Genomic DNA, 18363 nt, shown 5'->3' with positions numbered 1-18363 from the left:
GACTCAGCCAAAGGATCGGTGTAGAAACAAATCGACGACGGCTGCGCCAAATTTCTTGCGCAGCTTTTGCAGGTAAGCTCGGTCCACGGTGTTCACATAATTCAGCAATCCCGCCAGCCGGGCCTCTGCCTTTTGCGCATCGCCTTCGACTCTATCCGCAAACTTACCTCTGTCTCGAATGTAGAAATGGATGAGCACTTCGATCTCGGATTTGACGCTGGCGTCGACGGAAACAGTTCCGTTCGGCAGCAGCACCATGCCCAATATTCGGATCTTTCCTCCGGTATGCAGTAGCTTGGATTTGGCAGGATTCAGCGCCATATCCCCTTCCATGTGCTCGGCGAAACAGGTCGCAAGCACACCTTCCACGCCACGTAACCGCTCCGCGTCTACCGCCGACACCACGATATCGTCTGAATAGCGCGTGTAGATAAGATCATGGGCGACACAATGCCGCTGGATGGCATCATCCAAAGGCAATAGCGCTGAATTGCTAATGGAGGGTGAAGTGGAGAACCCTAGTGGCAGCGCATCTTCAACGCTTACAAGATCGAGGACTCGATCAACCCATTGATCAATGTCCAAAATCGGAGTTGAATGCCCGCCTGCGACGATCGTCCTTCGAATCCGATCTCGACTGATGCTGGGAAAGAAATCCGCGATATCGCAGACGAAAAAGTGCTTGCTTCCAGCATGCTTAATGACGGCATCGTAGGCGCTGACACCTTTACGATAAGAGAAGACAACGTCGCGCCTGACAGGAAGAAAGTCGAACAGAAAAAGACGCAAAAACTCGTGATACGCGCGCAATTTCTCGTTGGGATTCAGGACTACCCTCGTTTTGCCCTGCTTGCGAAACTCATGCCGAACATAGTTCGGCTCAACCTGACAACTGGCGAAATCCGAAAAATCCCGTTTGCCATGGTGCATGGCGTCGAACAGAGCTTCAAGAGACTGCTTTATCGTATGCATCGTCTTTCCGGATGGACCACGCGCTGTACACCAGCCCCGCAGCGGGGGTACACTTTCCCGCATGCTAGCTGACTAGGAGCAGCTCCAGTCGCAAAGGCTAGCCTCTAGGCCGTCTGATCTACCTGTGTGGAGGCTGCGTATGAATACGGGCCTCCGCACAGGGCGTAGAAGTTGGGCGGCAAGACATCCTGATTAAATTCCCCGCTTGGCACAACCTCCGTATTCAAGCACATACCGGGGTAGCCAAAAGCCAATATCAGACGAATCGCCGCCCATTTGCGCGGCGAATGCAAGCCGATGAAATTTCAAGCCGTCCTCACTTACTGAGCCGCTTGCTCGGTAGCCGCCGTCAACTGGCTTTGCCCTACCTCGCGCCCCGCCAGTTCTTCCAGCAGATCCGCCGACGGCACAAAAAACAGGCTGCCCGTCACCGCGCGGCTGTAGTCCAGCAAGCGGTCGTAGTTGCCGGCGGGGCGGCCTACGAACATGTTTTCAAGCATCTGTTCGATCGGGGCGGGGTTGCGCGCGTAGCCGATGAAGTACGTGCCGAATTCGCCCATGCCCGCGCGGCCAAAGGGCATGTTGTCGCGCAGGATCTTCACTTCTTCGCCGTTCTCTTCCAGCGTGGTCAGCGCGCTGTGCGACGACGCGGGTTTGATGTCGTCGTCCAGTTCCACGTTCGACAGCTTGTGGCGGCCGATGATGCCTTCCTGGCTTTCGACGCTAAGCGAATTCCAGCCCGCCATGTCGTGCAAGTACTTCTGCACCAGCACGTAGCTGCCGCCGGTAAAGCCGGGGTCTTCATCGCCGATCATCGTGAAGTGGACGGCCTCGCGCCCTTCGGGGTTCTCGGTGCCATCCACAAAACCGATGATGGCGCGGCGGTCAAAGTAGCGAAAGCCATGCGTCTCGTCGACGACAGTCACCGCATCGCCCAGGCCATTCATCAGCAAGGTGGCCAGTTCAAAGCACATGTCCATGGATTCGGCGCGGATGTGCAGCAAGATGTCGCCCGGGGTGGACACCGCCTGGCGCGTGCCTTCGCCGAACACCCGGAACGGATGCAGCCCGGCCGGGCGCGGCTGCCCGAACAGCGTGTCCCATGCCTGGGAGCCGAATGCGCAAATACAGGACAGGTTTTCCGACGGCGAACGCGTGCTGACCGTGCGGGTCAGCGTGGCGACGTCTTCACACCACGCGCGCACCGTGGCGGCCGCGTCGGCGCCCGGGTTGAGCGTGGCGACGAGAAAGATCGCGTGGCGCGTGTTGGGGCTGTGGACGGCTTGGGGTTCAGGCGGGAAGTCGGACATGGGGGCTAAGGCTCAAGACGTGTTGACGGATGACAGGCGGAAATTGTATCCGCCTGCCCGTGTTTGCCAACGGCCCTGGCCTGGCCTGTGCCTATGCCCTTGCCTGCGCCCTGACCCTTGCCTATGCCTTCCGCCCCGCCGGCTTCCCGACATTCGCCTGTACGCCGGATCTTAAAAGCGGTACGCCACGCCCACCGAACCAAACACGTTCGTCTTGCGTTCAGTCAGCGGGCTGTCGCGCGCGTCACCCAACAAGGTCGACACACCAATGGACGACACAGTGCTCCAGCTGGGGTTGATGCGATACGACCACGTTGTGAACAGCGCAGCCGACTTGAAGCCCGAGGACGGGCTGTAGGTGGACAGCCCCGCCTTGCTGCGCGCCGCCTGCGACGACGTCACGCCGTACCAGGTCTGCATGGCGTCCTGGTTGGCCCATTCCGTGCGCACGCCGACCTGCACCGTGTGCTTCTCGGTCATCAGCGCGGCGTAGGACGCACGCAATTCGATGTTGCCGCCGTAGCCGCTGCGTGCCGCCTGCTTGTAGCCCGCGCCCAGCGAATACCGGCCCGGCCGCCATTCCACATAGGCGCCGTAGGCGCCATGGAACTTGATGTCGTCCAACCCCTTGGTAAGGTCGGCGTCGTCGGCCTTGCGGCCCAGGCTCATGCCCACGAAGACGCCTGCGTCCAGGTCGGACGCCAGCGACGTCTTCAAGCCCATCGCCGGCAAACCCATGCGCGGCGTGATGAAGAAATTGCCCGAGTGGTAATTGATGAGCGGCACGGGCAAGGCCCGGTACTCGCTCGACCCTTCATAAACCGGGACCACTCCGACCCCTAATCCGATGAAGTTTGTGCTTTGCGCGTGCGCGGCGCCTGCGCCGCTGATTGCCACGCCTGCCGCGAGGCCGCTTGCTACTATACCCATCCGCATCCGGACTTCCTTCCGTTCTATTCACTGGCCGTGGGGCGACCGCCCCCGGGAATGGGCAGCATTGTCCCGAGCAACTTTTAATAATTCTTTAAGACTCCGCCGCCACGCGCCGGAGACGGCGTTGGAGTGTGTTTGCGTATCCTGCTTGTAGAAGATGACCCCATGCTGGGCGACGCCTTGCGCGCGGGCCTGATTCAAGATGGCGCCGACGTGGACTGGGCGCGCGACATGCCCCAGGCGCACCTGGCGCTGGTGGACCACGGCTACCACGCCGTGCTGCTGGACCTGGGGCTGCCCGAGGGCAGCGGCCTGACCTTGCTCAAGACCTTGCGCGCCCGTTTCGATACCACGCCCGTGCTGATCATCACGGCGCGCGACCGCTTAAGCGAACGCATCCAGGGCCTGGACGCAGGCGCCGATGACTATCTGGTGAAACCGTTTCAGCTGGATGAACTGCTGGCGCGCCTGCGCGCCGTGCTTCGGCGCAGCAGCAACAGCGTGGTGTCCGCGCTACGCTGCCGCGATGTGGTGCTGGAACCCGCGCGCCGCATCGTGACGCAAGGCGGTGACGAAGTCTCGTTGAGCGCACACGAATATCACACGCTGCTGGCGCTGATGCAGCGCATGGGCCACACCGTCAGCCGCGATCAGCTGGAAGTGGCCGTGTATGGCAGCAGCGGCACCATCGAAAGCAATACCGTTGCGGTCTACGTCCATCAATTGCGCCGCAAGCTGGGCGACGGGCTGATCGAAACGCAGCACGGCCTGGGTTACCGCATCGTGCCGGACAGCGCACCATGACCACCCTGCGCCGGCGCGTCGCCATCACCTTGCTGCTGGCCATGCTGGCCACATGGGCCACGGTCTTTACGCTGATCTACCTTGAGCAGACGCGCGCCGAGACCGGCATGTCGGACCAGAACCTGCGCGACGGCGCGCAGAAGGCGTTGATGTCGCTGCCCACCAGCCTGATGCAGACCGGGCGTTCTGGCGAAGACCGCTTTGAACTGCCGGTGTCGACGCCTTTTGATGGCGAGTCCCTCAGCTTCCAGGTGTGGTCCCTGGATGACAAGCGGCGGCTCGTGCAATCCCCCTGGGCGCCCGACGAGCCGCTGGTGCCCGACTTTCGCGATGGCTTTCACGACGTCACGCTGGCCGGCGCACCGTGGCGCGCCTATGCGGTGTCAGACGCCGATGGCCGCGTGCAGGTGCAGTTCGCCAAGTCAGCCGCGAAATTGCGGCGTGACACCGCCACACGCATGGGTAGCGGCCTGGCTTTCCTGAGCGTGCTGTTTGTGGTGCTGACCGGGCTGACGTGGCTCGTGATACGTCGCGCCTTCCGCCCCGTGGACCGCGCGCGCGAGGCAATACTCAGCCGCACGGGCATGGACCTGACGCCACTGCCCACGCAGGGCATGCCCGGGGAATTGCAGCCCTTCATCGCATCCATCAATGATCTGCTGGGGCGCTTGTCGGCGTCGTTGGAACGCGAGCGGCGCTTTCTGGCCGATGCCGCGCACGAGCTTCGAACACCGCTTGCCGCATTAAGCGCCTATGCCGAGCTGGCGGCGCGCAGCGATACCGCAGCAGCACGCGAACAGGCCGTGTTGAAACTGCGCGACGTCGCTACCCGCACCACCCGTCTGGCCGAACAGCTGCTGGATCAGGCGCGCATGGAAGCCCAGGTCGAAGGCGCTGCCGAACCCGTTGCGCTGGACCGCCTGGCGGAAATGATTGTGCGCGACAACGAAGGGTTGGCGCATCGCAAACACCAGCGCATCAGCCTGGACACGCAAGCGGCAGAAGTGCGCGGCGGCGTCGACGCGCTGGGCGTGCTGGTGCGCAATCTGCTGGACAACGCGTTGCGCTACACGCCAGACGGCGGCCGCGTGTCGGTCGCGTGCGGGCCGTTGGACAACGGCGGCGCCTGGTTGACGGTGCAAGACAACGGGCCGGGTATCGCACCCGCCGAACGCGAACGCGTGTTCGACCGCTTCTACCGCAAGCCCGGCACGGCGGAACGCGGCAGCGGCATCGGCCTGTCGTTGGTGGCGCAAATTGCCGCCAGCCACAATGCGCGCATCGAATGGGGGCCAGGCCTGGATGGGCGTGGTGTAGGCATCACGATCACGTTCGCAAGCGGCGGCGCGTAAACCACAACCCGCCGCCGCGAACTTCGCCACGGTCTTCAAACGCCTGTTCGGCGTATCGCCAAGAAACGTGCGGCTGCACGGGTGAACCGCCCCTGATTTTTCACGATACACCCACTTGTGCGACGTTTCCCGACTTGAAAATGTCAGATATTTTTCTATAATCTGACATACTTGCGCACCATCGCACAAATCCTCTCAATGAAATCCCTGCCCAAAACCATCCTCGACGTTGCCCTGTCCCTCCCCGAGGGCGGCACCGTATCGCCTCGTGAATTCCTGCATCTGGGATCTCGCGCGGCCGTGGACCAAGCTTTTTCCCGCTTGAGCAAGGCAGGAGAATTGCTGCGAGTAGGCCGTGGCGTGTACGCCGCGCCAGTCGCGGGCTCGTATGGCAAACGTGCGCCCTCCCCCGAAAAAGTGCTGCACGCGCTTGAAGCGCAGACGGGCGAAGCGTTTGTGCCCCATGGCGCGACCGAGGCCAATCGCCTTGGGCTCACCACACAGATGCCTATCCGCAAGGTCTATCTGTCTTCGGGGCCTCGCCGGGTGCTTTCCTTCGGCAAGAACAACGTGCAGGTGGAACACGTGCCGCCCGCCAGTTTTTTCCTTCGCAAAGAAGAGGCGGCGGCGGCGGCTCGCGCCATTGAATGGCTGGGGCCTATTGCCGCTCCAAATGCCCTGCGTACCCTGCACCAAACACTTTCCCCCTCAGCCTGGGCGGCGCTTGTGGGCGCCCGCCGGCGTTTTCCTGCATGGATGTCCAAGGCCGTGGGCCTTGAGATGGGCTGTGCTGCCTAGCTTTCTTCAGCAGCCTTCTGGTGATCGGCGCGAAGCCCTGCAATACGGAAGCGACCAATCAGGGCGCTTACCGGACTTGCTTGAGAAGGACGTCTGGGTCGTTTGGGGTCTTCAAACCATTTATGGTTCGCGCCTTGGGCCAAGCCTTACCTTCAAGGGCGGCACCTCGCTTTCCAAGGATCGAAACCGAATTCATCCCCACCCTTCAAAGCGCGTTGACGGCGCAGCAGCTGACGGCAGAAATCAAACCGGTTGCCAGTGCAGGCAAGGGCGAAGACAAAGTACTGCTGCGCTATCCGAGCGCTTTGGATGCAAGCGATAGCGCTTACGTGCAGCCTGCCGTTCTATTCGAATTCGGCGCACGCGCAACGGGGGAACCGCACGCGGTGATGCCGGTGTCTTGCGACCTGGCCAGCGTTGACGCCTTGAGCCGCCAATTCAGTTTCCCGGCCGCAGCGCCTTTGGTCATGAGCCTGAGCCGAACCTTCTGGGAAAAGGCCACGGCTGCGCATGTGTACTGTCTGCAAGCCCGCTTGCGCGGCGAACGATTCGCCCGCCACTGGTACGACCTGGCAGAGATTTACCGCCATCCGCATCAGGCCGTCTTTGATGACCACGCCGTAGCGGCTTTGGTCGCCACGCACAAATCCCGGTTCTATGCCGAGAAAGACGCCGCTGGCATCCCAATCAATTATCACGACGCCGTGGGCGGCGGCCTGACGCTGATCCCTGAAGGGGCAGCGCTCGTAACCCTGCGCGACGACTTTGAACGGATGACCAACGCCGGATTGCTCGCGGAGAATGCGGCCGGGTTTGATGACGTCATGACCCTATGCGCCGAAATCCAGAGCCACGCTAATCGGGTCTTCTCAAGGCCTAGAACGTGAGCAGACTTGGGCGCTGCTTCGGGTATAGTCTGGAACTCTTCGCGCCCTCCAGGAAAGCTTCGCCACCATGACCAGCGCCCGCGACCTTGTCTACGGGGAACTCCGCCGACGGCTGATGTCCGGCGTGTTCCTGCCTGGCGAGCGCTTGCGTGAAGAGCATATTGCGGCGGAGCTTTCGGTTAGCCGGACGCCGGTGCGCAGCGCCATTGAACGYTTGATTGCCGATGGGCTGGTCAAGCGTGAAGGGCGGCGCGGCGCGGAAGTGTTGGGCTGGGTGGATCGTGACATCAACGAAGCGTTCGAGCTGCGTCTGCTGCTTGAACCCTATGCCGCCCGCAGCGCCGCCGAGCGCGCCACGCCCGAACAGATCGACCATCTGGAACAGATCAACCAGCGCATGCTGGACGCGATTCTTTCCGACGACACTGACAAGGTCGCCCGCGTGCAGCATTGCAATAATCTTTTCCATCACGCCTTGCTGGATGCGGCGCAATCGGCGCGCGTGCGCACGATGGTTGAGAATCTGCTGGACATGCCGATCATCATCGGCTCGTTCTATTTCTACACGCATGACGACATGTTGCGCAGCGTGGAGCATCACCGCCAGATCATCGCCGCGTTGCGCGCGCGCGATCCGGCGTGCGCCGACATCGCCATGCGCTTTCACCTGACCACCACGCACCTGCTTTTTCGCAGCCAGCGCAAGCCGCCTGCGCCGACGCCTGCCGCGTGACACGGCGGCTGATTTCAGCGCCCTTTTTGATTCGTTCCCATGTATTCGCCCCAGATCCTCGTCGCCCTTTTCGTCCTGCTGCTTGCCGTCGTCATTCCGCTGATTGCGCTGATGGTGCGGGTGGTGGAACTGGTTCGATGGCAGACCCAGCCCTATTCGCCCACTCGTGGCGAACGCCCGCGCTTCGCTGGGCCGCTGTTGACGCTGCTGTTCAGTTGCCTGGCGGTCAGCGACTTCACGGACTATGAGCCGTTTCGCACCATCGCCGAAATGAATCCGGTGCCGCTGTCGGCGCGCGCATATTTCACGGTGGCGATGCTGGTACTGGCGGTGCTGTCGTGGGCGTATGGCGGCGCAATCATGGATCGCATTTTGGGCCGTGCGAAAAACGATAAGGGCTGAAGGAAACAAAATGGGCTAAAGGGCGCACGCAAGCGGCGGCCCTTCAGCCCTTCAACGGTTCCGAAATTCCGCGGTTCTGCGGTTCAGCGGTTCAGCGGTTCAGCGGTTCAGACGTTCAGCCGTTCAGCCCTTCAGCCGTTCAGCGATGTCTATCGCCAGGCCCTTAAGGCTTCCAGCCCTGCGCCTTCATCCGCGCGTCGATCCACGACGTGTCCAGCGTGCCGGCGGCGATCTGCGCCAGCATCTGTTCTTCCACTGCGTGCTTGGCGGATGCGGCTTCGTACAGCGCTTCGACTTGGTCGTACGGCAACGACAACAAGCCGTCTTCATCGCCCAGAATCAAGTCGCCCGGTTCAATCGTCATGCCGTCCAGCGAGATGACGGCGTTGATTTCGCCGGGGCCATCCTTGTACGGCCCGCGGTGCGTCACGCCCGCCGCATACACGGGAAAGGCGCTGCGGCGGATCGTGCCGCAATCGCGGATCGCGCCGTTGATCACGATGCCGGCCAGGCCGCGCGTTTGCGCATAGGTCGTCATGATTTCACCGATGATGGCGTTGGTGAGGTCGCCACCGGCATCCACCACCACCACATCACCCGGCTGAGCCAGTTCCAGCGCCTTGTGCACCAGCAGGTTGTCGCCGGGACGCGTGCGCACCGTCAGCGCGGGGCCCGCCAGCGGATGGCCGTCGTGCATGGGCCGCAGGCGGGCGCCCCCCGCCGTCATGCGCGACATGCAGTCGCTGATATTGGCAACAGGAATGCGGCGGAATTTCTCGACGAAGTCGCTGCTGACCGCGCGCTTGCGCGGGTGGATTTCAAAACCGATCATGGGTGGCTCCGATGGCGTTCAGGGGATCTTGCAAGATCATTGTTTGGGGATGCCGGCTTCCTGCACGACCTTGCCGAAGACGTCGTGGTCGGCGCGATGGCGCTTGCCCAGGTCGGCAGGCGTGCCCGTCATGACGCTATAGCCCGAGTCTTCCAGCTTCTTCACCACATCCGGCTTCGCTTGCGACTTGTTCAGCGCCTGGTTCAGCGTGGCGACCACATCGTCCGGCGTCTTGCCCGGCGCCATCAGCCCCCACCAGATGGTTTGGTTGATGGTCTTGAATCCGCTTTCCGCAAAGGTCGGCACGTCGGGCAAGGCGGGCGAACGCGCGTCGGCCACTACCGCCAGCGCGCGCACTTTGCCGCCGCGAATCTGCGGCAACAGCGATGCGACGGAACCGGTGTAAAGATCAATGCGGCCGCTGGCCAGATCGGGGAACGCTTGCGACCAGCCGCGGTACGGAACGTGCATCAGTTCCATGCCGGCCGCCTTGCGCCACAGATGGCCAATCAAATCGCCGCTGCCGCCAATGCCGGGAATGCCCAGCGAGACCTGGCCCGGGCGCGCCTTGGCTGCCTTGACCACGTCATCCAGCGTCTTGTACGGCGACTCCGGCACCACCACGAACACGCTGGGTGACGAGGCCACCAGACCCACCGGCTTGAAGTCCTTGAAGGTGTCGTAGCTGAGCTTGTTGTACAGCCACGGGTTCAGCACGATGTTGTCCGTCTGCGCCATCACCAACGTGTGGCCGTCCGGCTTGGCGCGCGCCGTGGCGTCCAGCGCCAGGTTGCCGCCTGCGCCTGGCTTGTTTTCCACGACGATGTTCCAGCCCGTGTCCTGCGCGATGGCCGAACCGATCATGCGTGTCAGCGTGTCGGTGCCGCCGCCCGGCGGAAAGGGCGAGATCAGGGTGATCGGGGCCGAGCCCATGTCGGCCGCGCTTGCCGCGGCCGAGGCGACGAGCAGCGTGGCCGTCAGCAGTGTTTTCAGGGATGTCATTGTCTTCCTCGCTTGTGTTTTGAAATCGGGCAGCCCTCTGCGGGGCCGGCCCTGTCTATCTGATCGATCAGGATTGACGCGCCAGCGGCGTCAACCACGCCAGCCGGTCGGCAACCGAATCCGGTACGTTGAACGAACCTGCTGCGCGGGCCGCTTCAATGCCTTGCGTGGTGCGCGCGAACAAGCGCTCAACGCCGTCCAGCACCAGCGGCTGCAAGCCGGCTTCCACCAGTTGTTCGCGCGCTTCGCGCACTTCGGCCAAGCGGCGCGGCGCGTGCAGCACGTGCGAGCGGACGAAGGAATCAACGAACGTCGTCAGCGGCGTGCGGTCCATATCGGACAACACTTCATACAGCGATGCGCGCAAGCCCATGCTTTCAGCGGCGACCAGGCATTCGACGGCCAGGCTTTCCATGCCCTTGGTCAGAATGCTGCGCAGCAGTTTCAGGCGCACGGCGTCGCCCGCCTCGCCATCGATGGCTTGCGCAGGCGCGCCGCAACCGGCCGTGAACGCGGCCACCGCAGGGGCGCCTGTGCCGGCACACAAGAGCGGCGTGCGCGCGCCCAGCAAGGCGATGGCGCCCATGATCGCGACGTCGGTAAAGGGCACGCCCAACTGCGCAGCGACCTCGGCCGCCGCGCGCATGTCACCCGAACTGGCGGTCGTGAAATCCGCATAGGCGGCGTCTTTGCGCAGGTGCGGCAGCGCCTGTTTGGCGACTTCAAGCGCGGCGTGGCCGAACACGGCTGACACGACAATGTCCGCCTCGGCCAGCCACGGGCCGGCTTCGGCGTGCAGCACGCTGCCATGCGAGGCGGCGCGCGCCTGCATCTCGGCGTCCTGGCGCAATTCGCCGATACCCACAATGACATGCCCGCCCGCCACCCACTCACGCGCGTAGCAATCGCCGACTTCTCCACAACCTATCAGTGCAATTTTCATCTTCATAAATACAAAAAAAATACATACAGCGTTATAGCCTGGGAGAATTTGGCCGTATAACTCGTGTAAACCCTAGGTTTCCCCAGTTTTTGGAAACATTAAAAGTACAAGAAACCCCATCATCGATTGCTGGTAGTCTTGCCCTCAGCCGCGCAGGCCCTGCCCGCGCCCGCCTTCAACATTTCAGCGAGACACCTCATGACCGCCCCCCTTTACGACGCCTCCGTCCCCGTCATCAAACAAATGCTGTCCGCACTGTCGGACGTGCTGAAAAAGGCCGAGGCTCACGCCACCGAGAAAAACATCGACGCGTCCGCCTATCTGGGCGCCCGCCTGTACCCGGACATGTTCCCGCTGTCGCGCCAAGTGCAGATCGCCACCGACTTCGCCAAGGGCATTGCGTCCCGTCTGGCTGGCGCCGACGTGCCGTCGTGGCCGGATGGCGAACCCACGTTTGCCGAGCTGCAAGCGCTGATCGCCAAGACGCTGGCGCACGTGGGCTCGTTCAAGCCGGAACAGTTCGAGCAAAGCGCCTCGCTGGAAATCGTGCTGCGCCCCGGCACGCCGAAGGAAAAGAAGCTGTCGGGCAGCGCCTACCTGCTGCACTATGGTCTGCCGCAATTCTTCTTCCACGTCACGACCGCCTACGCGATCCTGCGCCACAACGGCATTGAAGTCGGCAAGCGCGACTACATGGGCGCGTATTGATGCCTGAGCGCGTCGGCGGCTGACGCCGCACACGTAAAGAAGGGCCGCGAATCACAGATTCGCGGCCCTTTTCATTGGCACTCAGCGCCTGGTGCACGCGCACCGGTTCGCTTTTTCCTCGGCCATCCGACGGGTGCGCACGGCGTTGACGGTGCGCACTTGCTTCGCTCTAATCGCCAGACGCGACGCCGCATGACGCACCACCCGCCTACGCTCTTCCATCGCTGCCCCCGCCCAGGGAGTTCCAAGATGATCGCCACCCCCGTTCTGATCGTAGGCGCCGGCCCCGCCGGTTTGCTGACCGCCGCGGAGCTCGCCCGGCGCGGCGTCGAATGCCTGCTGATCGACGCGCACGAACAACCCATGGACTGGGACCGCGCCACCGTCGTGCATCCTCGATCACTCGAAATCCTGGACGCACTGGGTATCGCTGAACCCCTCTTGCAGGCAGGCGTCAAGCAGCGCCACGCCCATATCCATGCCGACGGGGCCGTGTTGGGCGACATTGACCTGTCACTGTGCGGCAGCCGGTATCCCTTCAATATCGGCATTTCTGAAGAAGTGACTGAATCCATTCTTCACGATCATCTTGTCGCCCTTGGCGGGGCCGTCACGCGCGCCACCACGCTGGTGGATTTGCGGGTGCAATCCGATGGCGTGATTGCCACCGTCGAACACCACGGCGAGCGCTCGCAGGTTCACGCGCAATGGGTGGTGGGATGCGATGGGCACCGCAGCACCGTGCGCACGCTGATGGGCATTGAACAAGACGGCCACGACATTCATCAGCCCTGGGCCGTATTCGACGCGTCCATTGCCGCGTGGCCGATGTCTTACGAAGCGAACTATGCCTATCTGGACCCGACGCCGGTCATTCTGACGGCGCTGCCCGGCCGCCGATGGCGCGTGTACCTGCGCCCTGCCTCGGCGGATTCCGATCTGGTGGCCGACGCGCTGGTCACGTTGCAACGCTATCTGCCCGATGCGCGCTTTGACGACGTCTCGCATCCCACACGATTCGATTGCCATGCCAAGGTTGCGCAGCACTTCCGGTCTGGCCGCGTGCTGCTTGCCGGCGACGCCGCGCACACGTGCAGCCCGGCGCAAGGGCACGGCATGAATACGGGGCTGCAAGATGCCTACAACCTGGGATGGAAGCTTGCGCTGGTCTGCCAGGGCCACTGCGCCGAGACGTTGCTGGATAGTTATCACGCCGAACGCCGGCCCGTGGCCGACCAGGTGATGGCCTCGGGCGATGCGGCCGAAAGCGCGCAGTCGGTCAAAGGGCAGCGCGCCCGCCATGAGCGGGACATGGCGATCCAAGCGGCGTTTGCCGACCCCGACACCCGGCACCATGAAGCGGTGGCGGAGGCCGAACTGGATATCGACTACGCTGGTTCTCCCATCGTCATGGGCGAACCGCAAGCCGCGCTTTGGCCGGGCCAGCGTCTGCCCGACCAGATCTCACTTGCTTTTGCGGACGGAAGTACAGGGCGCTTGCATGCTTGCGCCTATCGCGTGGGCCATACCGCCGTGTTGATCGGCTGCGCCCACACAAACGCAGACGAGCTGGCGCGCGTGCGCCGCGAGATGGAAGCGCTGTCGGGCGGCCCCATCATCGAACAAGTCGTCGCGCTGAGTGCGAATGCCGGCGTGGCGGGCGCGGATGCGTACCTGACAGTTGACGTTGCCGACACGCTGGGCGTGCGCGGCATCGTGCTGCTGGTCATCCGGGCGGACGGCCACGTAGGCCTGCGAGCCGGACAGGACCATGCCGAAGCCTTGGCGGCCTACATCGACCGCTTGCGCACCTAAGGGTTATTACCGATCCCGGTGATGTCGATTTGGGTGTCCGCTGAACGTCGTAGCAATACGACCCACTCATTCAAGGCGGACACACCATGACTACCGGAACCGTAACGCTCCACCGCGTTCTGCGCGCCTCGCCCGATCGCATCTATCGCGCATTCATCGACGGCGACGCGCTGGCCAAATGGCTGCCCCCGTATGGCTTCACGTGCCAGGTCCACCACCTGGACGCCAAAGTCGGGGGCACCTACAAAATGTCGTTCAAGAATTTTGGTTCCGGCCACAGCCACCACTTTGGCGGTGAATACCTGGAACTGTCGCCGTCCGAGAAGCTGCGCTACTCCGACCGCTTCGACGACCCCAATCTGCCTGGCGAAATGATCACCACGGTGACCTTGCGCAAAGTGATGTGCGGCACGGAACTCACCGTGGTGCAGGAAGGCATCCCGGCCGCGATTCCCACCGAGATGTGCTATCTGGGCTGGCAGGAATCACTGATGCAGCTGGCGAAGCTGGTCGAGCCGGAAATTCCAGACTGAGCGGGGCGGGTGCGCTGGGGTGCGCTGGGTGCACTACGCGTCCGGCTTTGCCACGAACACCATGGGCGCCCGCAGCGACGCGCAACCGTTGTCCCATTCGCGCTTCATCTTGGCTAGAAATTCTGCGTCGACACGGTGCGCTTCGTCCCGCAGGACTTCGTCCATGGCTGCCGCTATCCGTTCGATAACCGCTTCGGGCCGCGGCACGGCGCAAGCCGTACGGCCGAATTGCAGCAAGCCCTTACGCGTCGGATATTCCTTTTTCTTGTTCATCTTCAGCGCAAGGGTGCGGTCAGACAGCGTGCGGCCAGACTGCGGGTCCTCAATTTCGTACACGCTGGTCGTGACCACGTCATACAGCGGCGCCAACGCCGCGGGCTCGGCACCCGGGTGGCGGTAGAGCAATCCAAAATTTTTCAGATGCGCATCCCCGTTGCGCACCATGACCGACAGCGTCACGTACTCAAAATATCGCGCCAGGCTTTCCATTCGATTGGCGCCGCACAACAGGCCGATCATTTCTGCGACGGTCTCGTATGAGCTCAGGTACTTCTCTTTTGCGGTCTTGCGCAACAACACGGCCATGTCTTCAAACCCAAGTTGTTCCGGGCCTTCCAGATCAAAGCGCCGCATCACAAAGAGAGAGCCATCGTCCGACAGCCAGAAGTCCGGCACGCGCAGGCCGGCTTTTTTTGCCGCGCTCATGCATAGGAATTCGTTCTGCGCCAGAAAGGGATAGTCTTCGCCCGCCGCTTTCACAATCAGGTCCGACGTGAAGGTGGTGGATTTATCGACGACGGGTTTCGCATTGGCGGTGTCCGCATCCGGCATCATGACTTTCGGTTGAAACCCCGAAATTCCGGACGTAAGGTAGGTGCTGACCAGGTAATCGAAAATTTCAACGCTTGCCCCGCTGGCCAGCAACGCCGAGAGTCCCATCGTGGGCTGAACCCGCATGGCATCCGCGCCAGGTTCTCGATAGCGCAGGCGTCCGATCTGGTTACTGCCGGTCAAGGCAAGCAAACGCATGTCGTCCAGTTGCACGTCTTTGCCAAAGCGTTCCCAGAGCTTTTCATACAGATAGCCCTCTGGCCGATTCATGGCAAAAATCGGTGGCAAGACGGTGTCGGCGTAACTCTCGGCGCGGTGCGGCATGATGAGCGAGATCTCCCGGTTTTGTTCCGGCCGCGTGTAGTTGAAGACAAAACGGGATTCCTTTTCCAGTAACCCCGACTCGCCTTGCGGCGTGCTGATTTCCAGCTGCTTTATCTTCGCGTTACTCATCGCTCATGCGCTCCACATCGTCATAGTTGATGCTTGCGGTATCAATCCGAAGACCCATGTTGAGCACGGCCAGGGCTCGCATGATCGAATGCAGGCCCACGTTTTCACCTTTCTCGATTTGCACGATCAATTGGCGTGTCAGGCCGGCTCGCTGGGCGAGCTCTGCCTGACTGAGCTGGCGCTGCTTTCGTTCGCGCTTAAAACTGGCTCCGAACTGCGCAGGAAGCACTGCGGTTGGAAAGTACGGCATCGTCGACATTCCTCGAACTGAATCCCACCATGGTGGATATACCGTACATCAAAGCCGCTTCGAAAAGTACGATAAAACAGACAAAATTTAGTTATACCTAATTTTTGTACGATATTTCGTACTTTCATACAGACAGCCTAGCCTTACGGACGCCTTCCTGCCTCCACCTGGATCTTCAATTCCACCTCTGGCTTGAAGCCCATGTCCAAACCAAAGTTCAGGCCGAAATCCTTGCGGCTGAACTTCGTGGATACGTCCGCCCCGCACACCTCGCGCTTTTCCATGGGGTGCTGGATGCATTTGAAGTCGTCGATATCCATCGTCACCTTGCGCGTGACGCCGCGCAGGGTCAGATCGCCGGTGGCTTCTTCGGGGCGGTCGCCGTCGAACTTGGTGAAGGTGCCCTTGAAGGTGGCGGTGGGGTATTTGGCGGCGTCGAAGATGTCGGGCGCGACGGCGTGCTGGTTCATTTCGTCGTGGCCGAAGTCCACGGAATTGATATCCACCGTGACGTCCACGGTGCCGGTACGCGCTTCGCGGTCCAAGACGACCACGCCTTGGGACTTGTTGAATTTGCCGCGCCAGGTGGACAGGCCGCCGAAGTGATCGGCTTCGAAACTGGGATAGGTGTGGGACGGGTCCAGGTCATACGTCACCGGGGCGGCGGCGGCAGGCAGGGTCAGCATCAGCGTGCTGGCGCCCAACAGCAGGGTCGGAATCAACTTCATCAAAGCTCCTTATGACGGGTGGATTTGGCCAGGCGCGAAACGCGCGCTGCCTAGCTCGAAACACCAACAATATCATTCAGGTTGCAGTCAGACTGCAAGTGAAGTCTGACTTCATTTCTCGTTTGGCCGGCAGCCTGCAACGCCTTGTCCGAAACCCTCACCATTTTGTAAAGGCGTAACTTCGATTCACGCAATAATGCGCGCATACCTGCTCCGCAATCACGGGAACCACTATGAATAAAGTGTTTGCTTTGCTGATCGCGGCCGCGTTACCGGCAGCGGCCCTGGCGCAACCCACGGTGGAACCGCTGAAGCTCAACGCGGACAACAAGTTGTATTGCAACGCGCAAACGGATTGGTGTGTGGGGATCAACACCGAGGGCACGATGGAAACGAACGGCCCGTACGCCACGAGCCGCACGCTGCGCACCGACCGCAAAGTCTGGGACTTGCCCGACATTCCCAACTTCAAGAGCTTCACCGTCTGGCCCCATCTGATCCGGCTGAGCGAAGAGCGGGCAATTGTCGGCGTCATCGGCCCGTCGCAGCCGGACTACAACCTGGAAACGCCGTTCTCGGGCGGCAGTTTCACGCGCGAAGACCTGTATCTGTTCGAAGTGGATCTGGGCGAGTCCACAAGTTCAAACTTGGTGTTCATCATGCCGAAGTCGGCCAGCGCGTCGATCCGCGCCTGCTTTAACCAAGCCGACGAGAAAAAGCGTGCGGGCCAGTGCATGGATGCGTACCGCTACCAGGCGGAGCTTGCCGCTCTGCCTGGCACGGCGGGCGCAACGGGCAAGGAGTATCCGGACTTGCAGGTGACGACGCAGGCCACGCGCGCGCCCGCTGGCGCGAGCCGCTACGCGGATTCCACGAAGCGGCCGGCGCTGACCGCGGCACAAGCCGCGCCCGCAGCCGATACGGAATGCAGCTACACGGCAACGTACCGTTGGAACCCCGATGGCGGACTCTACGAGCCCGCCAAGCCGGTGCCGGATTGCAGCGAATTCCTGGACGTGACGCCCAAAGCGAAGCCGTAACTGGAAAAGCCGTAACTGGAAAAAGCCGGAACGGGGAAAGCCGCAACCTGGAAGCCGCAACCGGGAAAGCCTTAACCGGAAAGCCGCAACCGCAATGCGTTATCGCAGCCATAACGGCCACCCGCTACGCCCCCCCGCCCACCTACGCCCTTAGTCGGCGTAGCCCGGATTGCGGCGGTCCAGCCGGCGCAGCAAGCCCGGCCAGGCCAGCGACGCTTTATAGGCCCGGTCGGCCGGGGATTCCACGGCGGCGCGCGCCAGCACTTCCGGCGGAATGAAGATCAGCTCACCGCCACCCGCCTGCGCGCGCACCTGCGCCATGCAGGCGGCTTCCAGGCGGTGCATGGCCTGGAAGGCCTCGGCCATCGTCTGGCCCACCGTCAGCAAACCATGGTTGCGCAGGATCATGTAGTTGTTCGCACCCAGGTCATGGACCAGACGCGGTTGCTCTTCCGGGTTCAGCGCCAGGCCTTCGTAGTCGTGATAGCTGAGCGAACGCAGCGCAATGAACGCGAACTGCGACAAGGGCAACAAGCCCGCCTTCTGCGCCGACACCGCCACGCCATTGATGGAATGCGTGTGCAGCACGCACATCGCGTCCTTGCGGGCTGCGTGGATACAGCTGTGAATGGTGAAGCCGGCCGGGTTGATGTTGTATTCCGACTCCATCACCTTGTTGCCGTGCAGGTCGATCTTGACCAGGCTGGACGCCGTGATCTCGTCGAACATCATGCCGTACGGGTTGATCAGGAAATGTTCGGTGCCCGGCACTTTGGCGGTGATGTGCGTGAAGATCAAATCGTCCCATCCGAACAGCGCCACCAGCCGGTACAAGGCCGCCAAATCCGTGCGCACCTGCCATTCGGTTGCGCTGACCTGTTCACGCACGCTGCCGCCCTGCTTGCTTACCGTATCCATTCCCGTCTCCTGTTATTGATGTCGTCCCGCAACGACCGCGCCACGGGACCCGTTTCGCACTTTATTCTTTTTGACGCAAGCAGGTGCAAGGGGGCAATCCGCCGTCCACCTGATGAAAA

Annotated in this window: 20 protein-coding genes; 10 read left to right on the top strand and 10 right to left on the bottom strand. The window is 62.1% G+C overall.

Annotated features, from left to right (window positions below; genetic code table 11):
- Window positions 1-3: 3 nt before the first annotated feature.
- From AC1DSJ_RS17695 to AC1DSJ_RS17685, 3 genes are all read right to left on the bottom strand, one after another.
- The gene (locus tag AC1DSJ_RS17695; RefSeq protein ID WP_441371892.1) at window positions 4-972 is read right to left on the bottom strand and encodes a reverse transcriptase family protein; all 969 of its coding nucleotides are present in this window, start codon (window positions 970-972) and stop codon (window positions 4-6) included.
- Window positions 973-1292: 320 nt separating this feature from the next.
- On the bottom strand, window positions 1293-2282 hold the full coding sequence (locus tag AC1DSJ_RS17690; RefSeq protein WP_441371891.1) for a Dyp-type peroxidase: 990 nt from the start codon (window positions 2280-2282) through the stop codon (window positions 1293-1295).
- A gap of 171 nt (window positions 2283-2453) precedes the next feature.
- Window positions 2454-3218 (bottom strand): MipA/OmpV family protein, encoded by a 765-nt coding sequence (locus tag AC1DSJ_RS17685; protein WP_054422824.1) that lies wholly within the window; start codon window positions 3216-3218, stop codon window positions 2454-2456.
- A gap of 132 nt (window positions 3219-3350) precedes the next feature.
- On the opposite strand from AC1DSJ_RS17685, the gene AC1DSJ_RS17680 reads away from it, so the two are divergent.
- From AC1DSJ_RS17680 to AC1DSJ_RS17655, 6 genes are all read left to right on the top strand, one after another.
- Window positions 3351-4019, top strand: a complete 669-nt coding sequence (locus AC1DSJ_RS17680) for a response regulator transcription factor (protein ID WP_441371890.1) — start codon at window positions 3351-3353, stop codon at window positions 4017-4019.
- Window positions 4016-5371: an ATP-binding protein gene (locus AC1DSJ_RS17675; RefSeq protein ID WP_441371889.1), complete on the top strand. Its 1356-nt coding sequence runs from the start codon at window positions 4016-4018 to the stop codon at window positions 5369-5371. The genes AC1DSJ_RS17680 and AC1DSJ_RS17675 overlap by 4 nt, the downstream gene beginning before the upstream one ends.
- 171 nt (window positions 5372-5542) lie before the next feature.
- Complete coding sequence (locus AC1DSJ_RS17670; protein WP_254600582.1) at window positions 5543-6169, top strand: DUF6088 family protein; 627 nt, start codon at window positions 5543-5545, stop codon at window positions 6167-6169.
- A gap of 20 nt (window positions 6170-6189) precedes the next feature.
- A complete protein-coding gene (locus tag AC1DSJ_RS17665) occupies window positions 6190-7056 on the top strand; it encodes a nucleotidyl transferase AbiEii/AbiGii toxin family protein (protein WP_441371888.1) in 867 nt (288 codons plus the stop codon).
- Between the two features lie 67 nt (window positions 7057-7123).
- A complete protein-coding gene (locus AC1DSJ_RS17660) occupies window positions 7124-7789 on the top strand; it encodes a GntR family transcriptional regulator (RefSeq protein ID WP_391565829.1) in 666 nt (221 codons plus the stop codon).
- Between the two features lie 39 nt (window positions 7790-7828).
- Window positions 7829-8191 (top strand): hypothetical protein, encoded by a 363-nt coding sequence (locus AC1DSJ_RS17655; RefSeq protein WP_427948889.1) that lies wholly within the window; start codon window positions 7829-7831, stop codon window positions 8189-8191.
- A gap of 163 nt (window positions 8192-8354) precedes the next feature.
- Here AC1DSJ_RS17655 and AC1DSJ_RS17650 read toward each other — a convergent pair whose 3' ends face one another.
- The 3 genes from AC1DSJ_RS17650 to AC1DSJ_RS17640 all read right to left on the bottom strand — a co-directional run bounded on the left by AC1DSJ_RS17650 (window position 8355) and on the right by AC1DSJ_RS17640 (window position 10968).
- On the bottom strand, window positions 8355-9023 hold the full coding sequence (locus tag AC1DSJ_RS17650) for an RraA family protein (protein ID WP_054422831.1): 669 nt from the start codon (window positions 9021-9023) through the stop codon (window positions 8355-8357).
- 36 nt (window positions 9024-9059) lie between these two features.
- Window positions 9060-10025, bottom strand: coding sequence for a Bug family tripartite tricarboxylate transporter substrate binding protein (locus tag AC1DSJ_RS17645; protein ID WP_054422832.1), 966 nt, complete (start codon window positions 10023-10025; stop codon window positions 9060-9062).
- Between the two features lie 67 nt (window positions 10026-10092).
- Complete coding sequence (locus AC1DSJ_RS17640) at window positions 10093-10968, bottom strand: NAD(P)-dependent oxidoreductase (RefSeq protein WP_054422833.1); 876 nt, start codon at window positions 10966-10968, stop codon at window positions 10093-10095.
- 198 nt (window positions 10969-11166) lie between these two features.
- Here AC1DSJ_RS17640 and AC1DSJ_RS17635 point away from each other — a divergent pair, with 198 nt between their 5' ends.
- The 3 genes from AC1DSJ_RS17635 to AC1DSJ_RS17625 all read left to right on the top strand — a co-directional run bounded on the left by AC1DSJ_RS17635 (window position 11167) and on the right by AC1DSJ_RS17625 (window position 14024).
- Window positions 11167-11676 (top strand): DUF1993 domain-containing protein, encoded by a 510-nt coding sequence (locus AC1DSJ_RS17635; RefSeq protein ID WP_054423329.1) that lies wholly within the window; start codon window positions 11167-11169, stop codon window positions 11674-11676.
- 249 nt (window positions 11677-11925) lie between these two features.
- Window positions 11926-13491, top strand: coding sequence for an FAD-dependent monooxygenase (locus AC1DSJ_RS17630; RefSeq protein ID WP_441371887.1), 1566 nt, complete (start codon window positions 11926-11928; stop codon window positions 13489-13491).
- Window positions 13492-13577: 86 nt separating this feature from the next.
- Window positions 13578-14024: an SRPBCC family protein gene (locus AC1DSJ_RS17625; RefSeq protein WP_054422837.1), complete on the top strand. Its 447-nt coding sequence runs from the start codon at window positions 13578-13580 to the stop codon at window positions 14022-14024.
- Window positions 14025-14057: 33 nt separating this feature from the next.
- Here the strand turns inward: AC1DSJ_RS17625 and AC1DSJ_RS17620 are convergent, their stop codons facing one another.
- From AC1DSJ_RS17620 to AC1DSJ_RS17610, 3 genes are all read right to left on the bottom strand, one after another.
- Window positions 14058-15308, bottom strand: coding sequence for a type II toxin-antitoxin system HipA family toxin (locus AC1DSJ_RS17620; RefSeq protein WP_441371886.1), 1251 nt, complete (start codon window positions 15306-15308; stop codon window positions 14058-14060).
- Window positions 15301-15558 (bottom strand): helix-turn-helix domain-containing protein, encoded by a 258-nt coding sequence (locus AC1DSJ_RS17615; protein ID WP_175170173.1) that lies wholly within the window; start codon window positions 15556-15558, stop codon window positions 15301-15303. Before AC1DSJ_RS17615 ends, AC1DSJ_RS17620 begins: the two co-directional genes overlap by 8 nt.
- 143 nt (window positions 15559-15701) lie before the next feature.
- A complete protein-coding gene (locus AC1DSJ_RS17610; RefSeq protein WP_054422838.1) occupies window positions 15702-16286 on the bottom strand; it encodes a YceI family protein in 585 nt (194 codons plus the stop codon).
- A 233-nt stretch (window positions 16287-16519) separates the two neighbouring features.
- On the opposite strand from AC1DSJ_RS17610, the gene AC1DSJ_RS17605 reads away from it, so the two are divergent.
- A complete protein-coding gene (locus tag AC1DSJ_RS17605) occupies window positions 16520-17326 on the top strand; it encodes a hypothetical protein (protein ID WP_054422843.1) in 807 nt (268 codons plus the stop codon).
- 150 nt (window positions 17327-17476) lie between these two features.
- Here AC1DSJ_RS17605 and AC1DSJ_RS17600 read toward each other — a convergent pair whose 3' ends face one another.
- A complete protein-coding gene (locus AC1DSJ_RS17600) occupies window positions 17477-18244 on the bottom strand; it encodes a class II aldolase/adducin family protein (protein WP_175170174.1) in 768 nt (255 codons plus the stop codon).
- Window positions 18245-18363 lie beyond the last annotated feature (119 nt).

It is taken from the genome of Achromobacter sp. 01N37 (genome assembly GCF_056399725.1).
Note: the sequence above shows the minus strand (reverse complement) of the source record. Positions and strands in the feature narration are given on the sequence as shown.

What these genes read in the sequence shown, in the direction of transcription:
- AC1DSJ_RS17695 (WP_441371892.1), bottom strand. Translation starts at nt 972, where the DNA reads ATGCATACGATAAAGCAGTCTCTTGAAGCTCTGTTCGACGCCATGCAC.
- AC1DSJ_RS17690 (WP_441371891.1), bottom strand. Translation starts at nt 2,282, where the DNA reads ATGTCCGACTTCCCGCCTGAACCCCAAGCCGTCCACAGCCCCAACACG.
- AC1DSJ_RS17685 (WP_054422824.1), bottom strand. Translation starts at nt 3,218, where the DNA reads ATGCGGATGGGTATAGTAGCAAGCGGCCTCGCGGCAGGCGTGGCAATC.
- AC1DSJ_RS17675 (WP_441371889.1), top strand. Translation starts at nt 4,016, where the DNA reads ATGACCACCCTGCGCCGGCGCGTCGCCATCACCTTGCTGCTGGCCATG.
- AC1DSJ_RS17655 (WP_427948889.1), top strand. Translation starts at nt 7,829, where the DNA reads ATGTATTCGCCCCAGATCCTCGTCGCCCTTTTCGTCCTGCTGCTTGCC.
- AC1DSJ_RS17650 (WP_054422831.1), bottom strand. Translation starts at nt 9,023, where the DNA reads ATGATCGGTTTTGAAATCCACCCGCGCAAGCGCGCGGTCAGCAGCGAC.
- AC1DSJ_RS17645 (WP_054422832.1), bottom strand. Translation starts at nt 10,025, where the DNA reads ATGACATCCCTGAAAACACTGCTGACGGCCACGCTGCTCGTCGCCTCG.
- AC1DSJ_RS17640 (WP_054422833.1), bottom strand. Translation starts at nt 10,968, where the DNA reads ATGAAAATTGCACTGATAGGTTGTGGAGAAGTCGGCGATTGCTACGCG.
- AC1DSJ_RS17635 (WP_054423329.1), top strand. Translation starts at nt 11,167, where the DNA reads ATGACCGCCCCCCTTTACGACGCCTCCGTCCCCGTCATCAAACAAATG.
- AC1DSJ_RS17630 (WP_441371887.1), top strand. Translation starts at nt 11,926, where the DNA reads ATGATCGCCACCCCCGTTCTGATCGTAGGCGCCGGCCCCGCCGGTTTG.
- AC1DSJ_RS17625 (WP_054422837.1), top strand. Translation starts at nt 13,578, where the DNA reads ATGACTACCGGAACCGTAACGCTCCACCGCGTTCTGCGCGCCTCGCCC.
- AC1DSJ_RS17620 (WP_441371886.1), bottom strand. Translation starts at nt 15,308, where the DNA reads ATGAGTAACGCGAAGATAAAGCAGCTGGAAATCAGCACGCCGCAAGGC.
- AC1DSJ_RS17615 (WP_175170173.1), bottom strand. Translation starts at nt 15,558, where the DNA reads ATGCCGTACTTTCCAACCGCAGTGCTTCCTGCGCAGTTCGGAGCCAGT.
- AC1DSJ_RS17610 (WP_054422838.1), bottom strand. Translation starts at nt 16,286, where the DNA reads ATGAAGTTGATTCCGACCCTGCTGTTGGGCGCCAGCACGCTGATGCTG.
- AC1DSJ_RS17605 (WP_054422843.1), top strand. Translation starts at nt 16,520, where the DNA reads ATGAATAAAGTGTTTGCTTTGCTGATCGCGGCCGCGTTACCGGCAGCG.
- AC1DSJ_RS17600 (WP_175170174.1), bottom strand. Translation starts at nt 18,244, where the DNA reads ATGGATACGGTAAGCAAGCAGGGCGGCAGCGTGCGTGAACAGGTCAGC.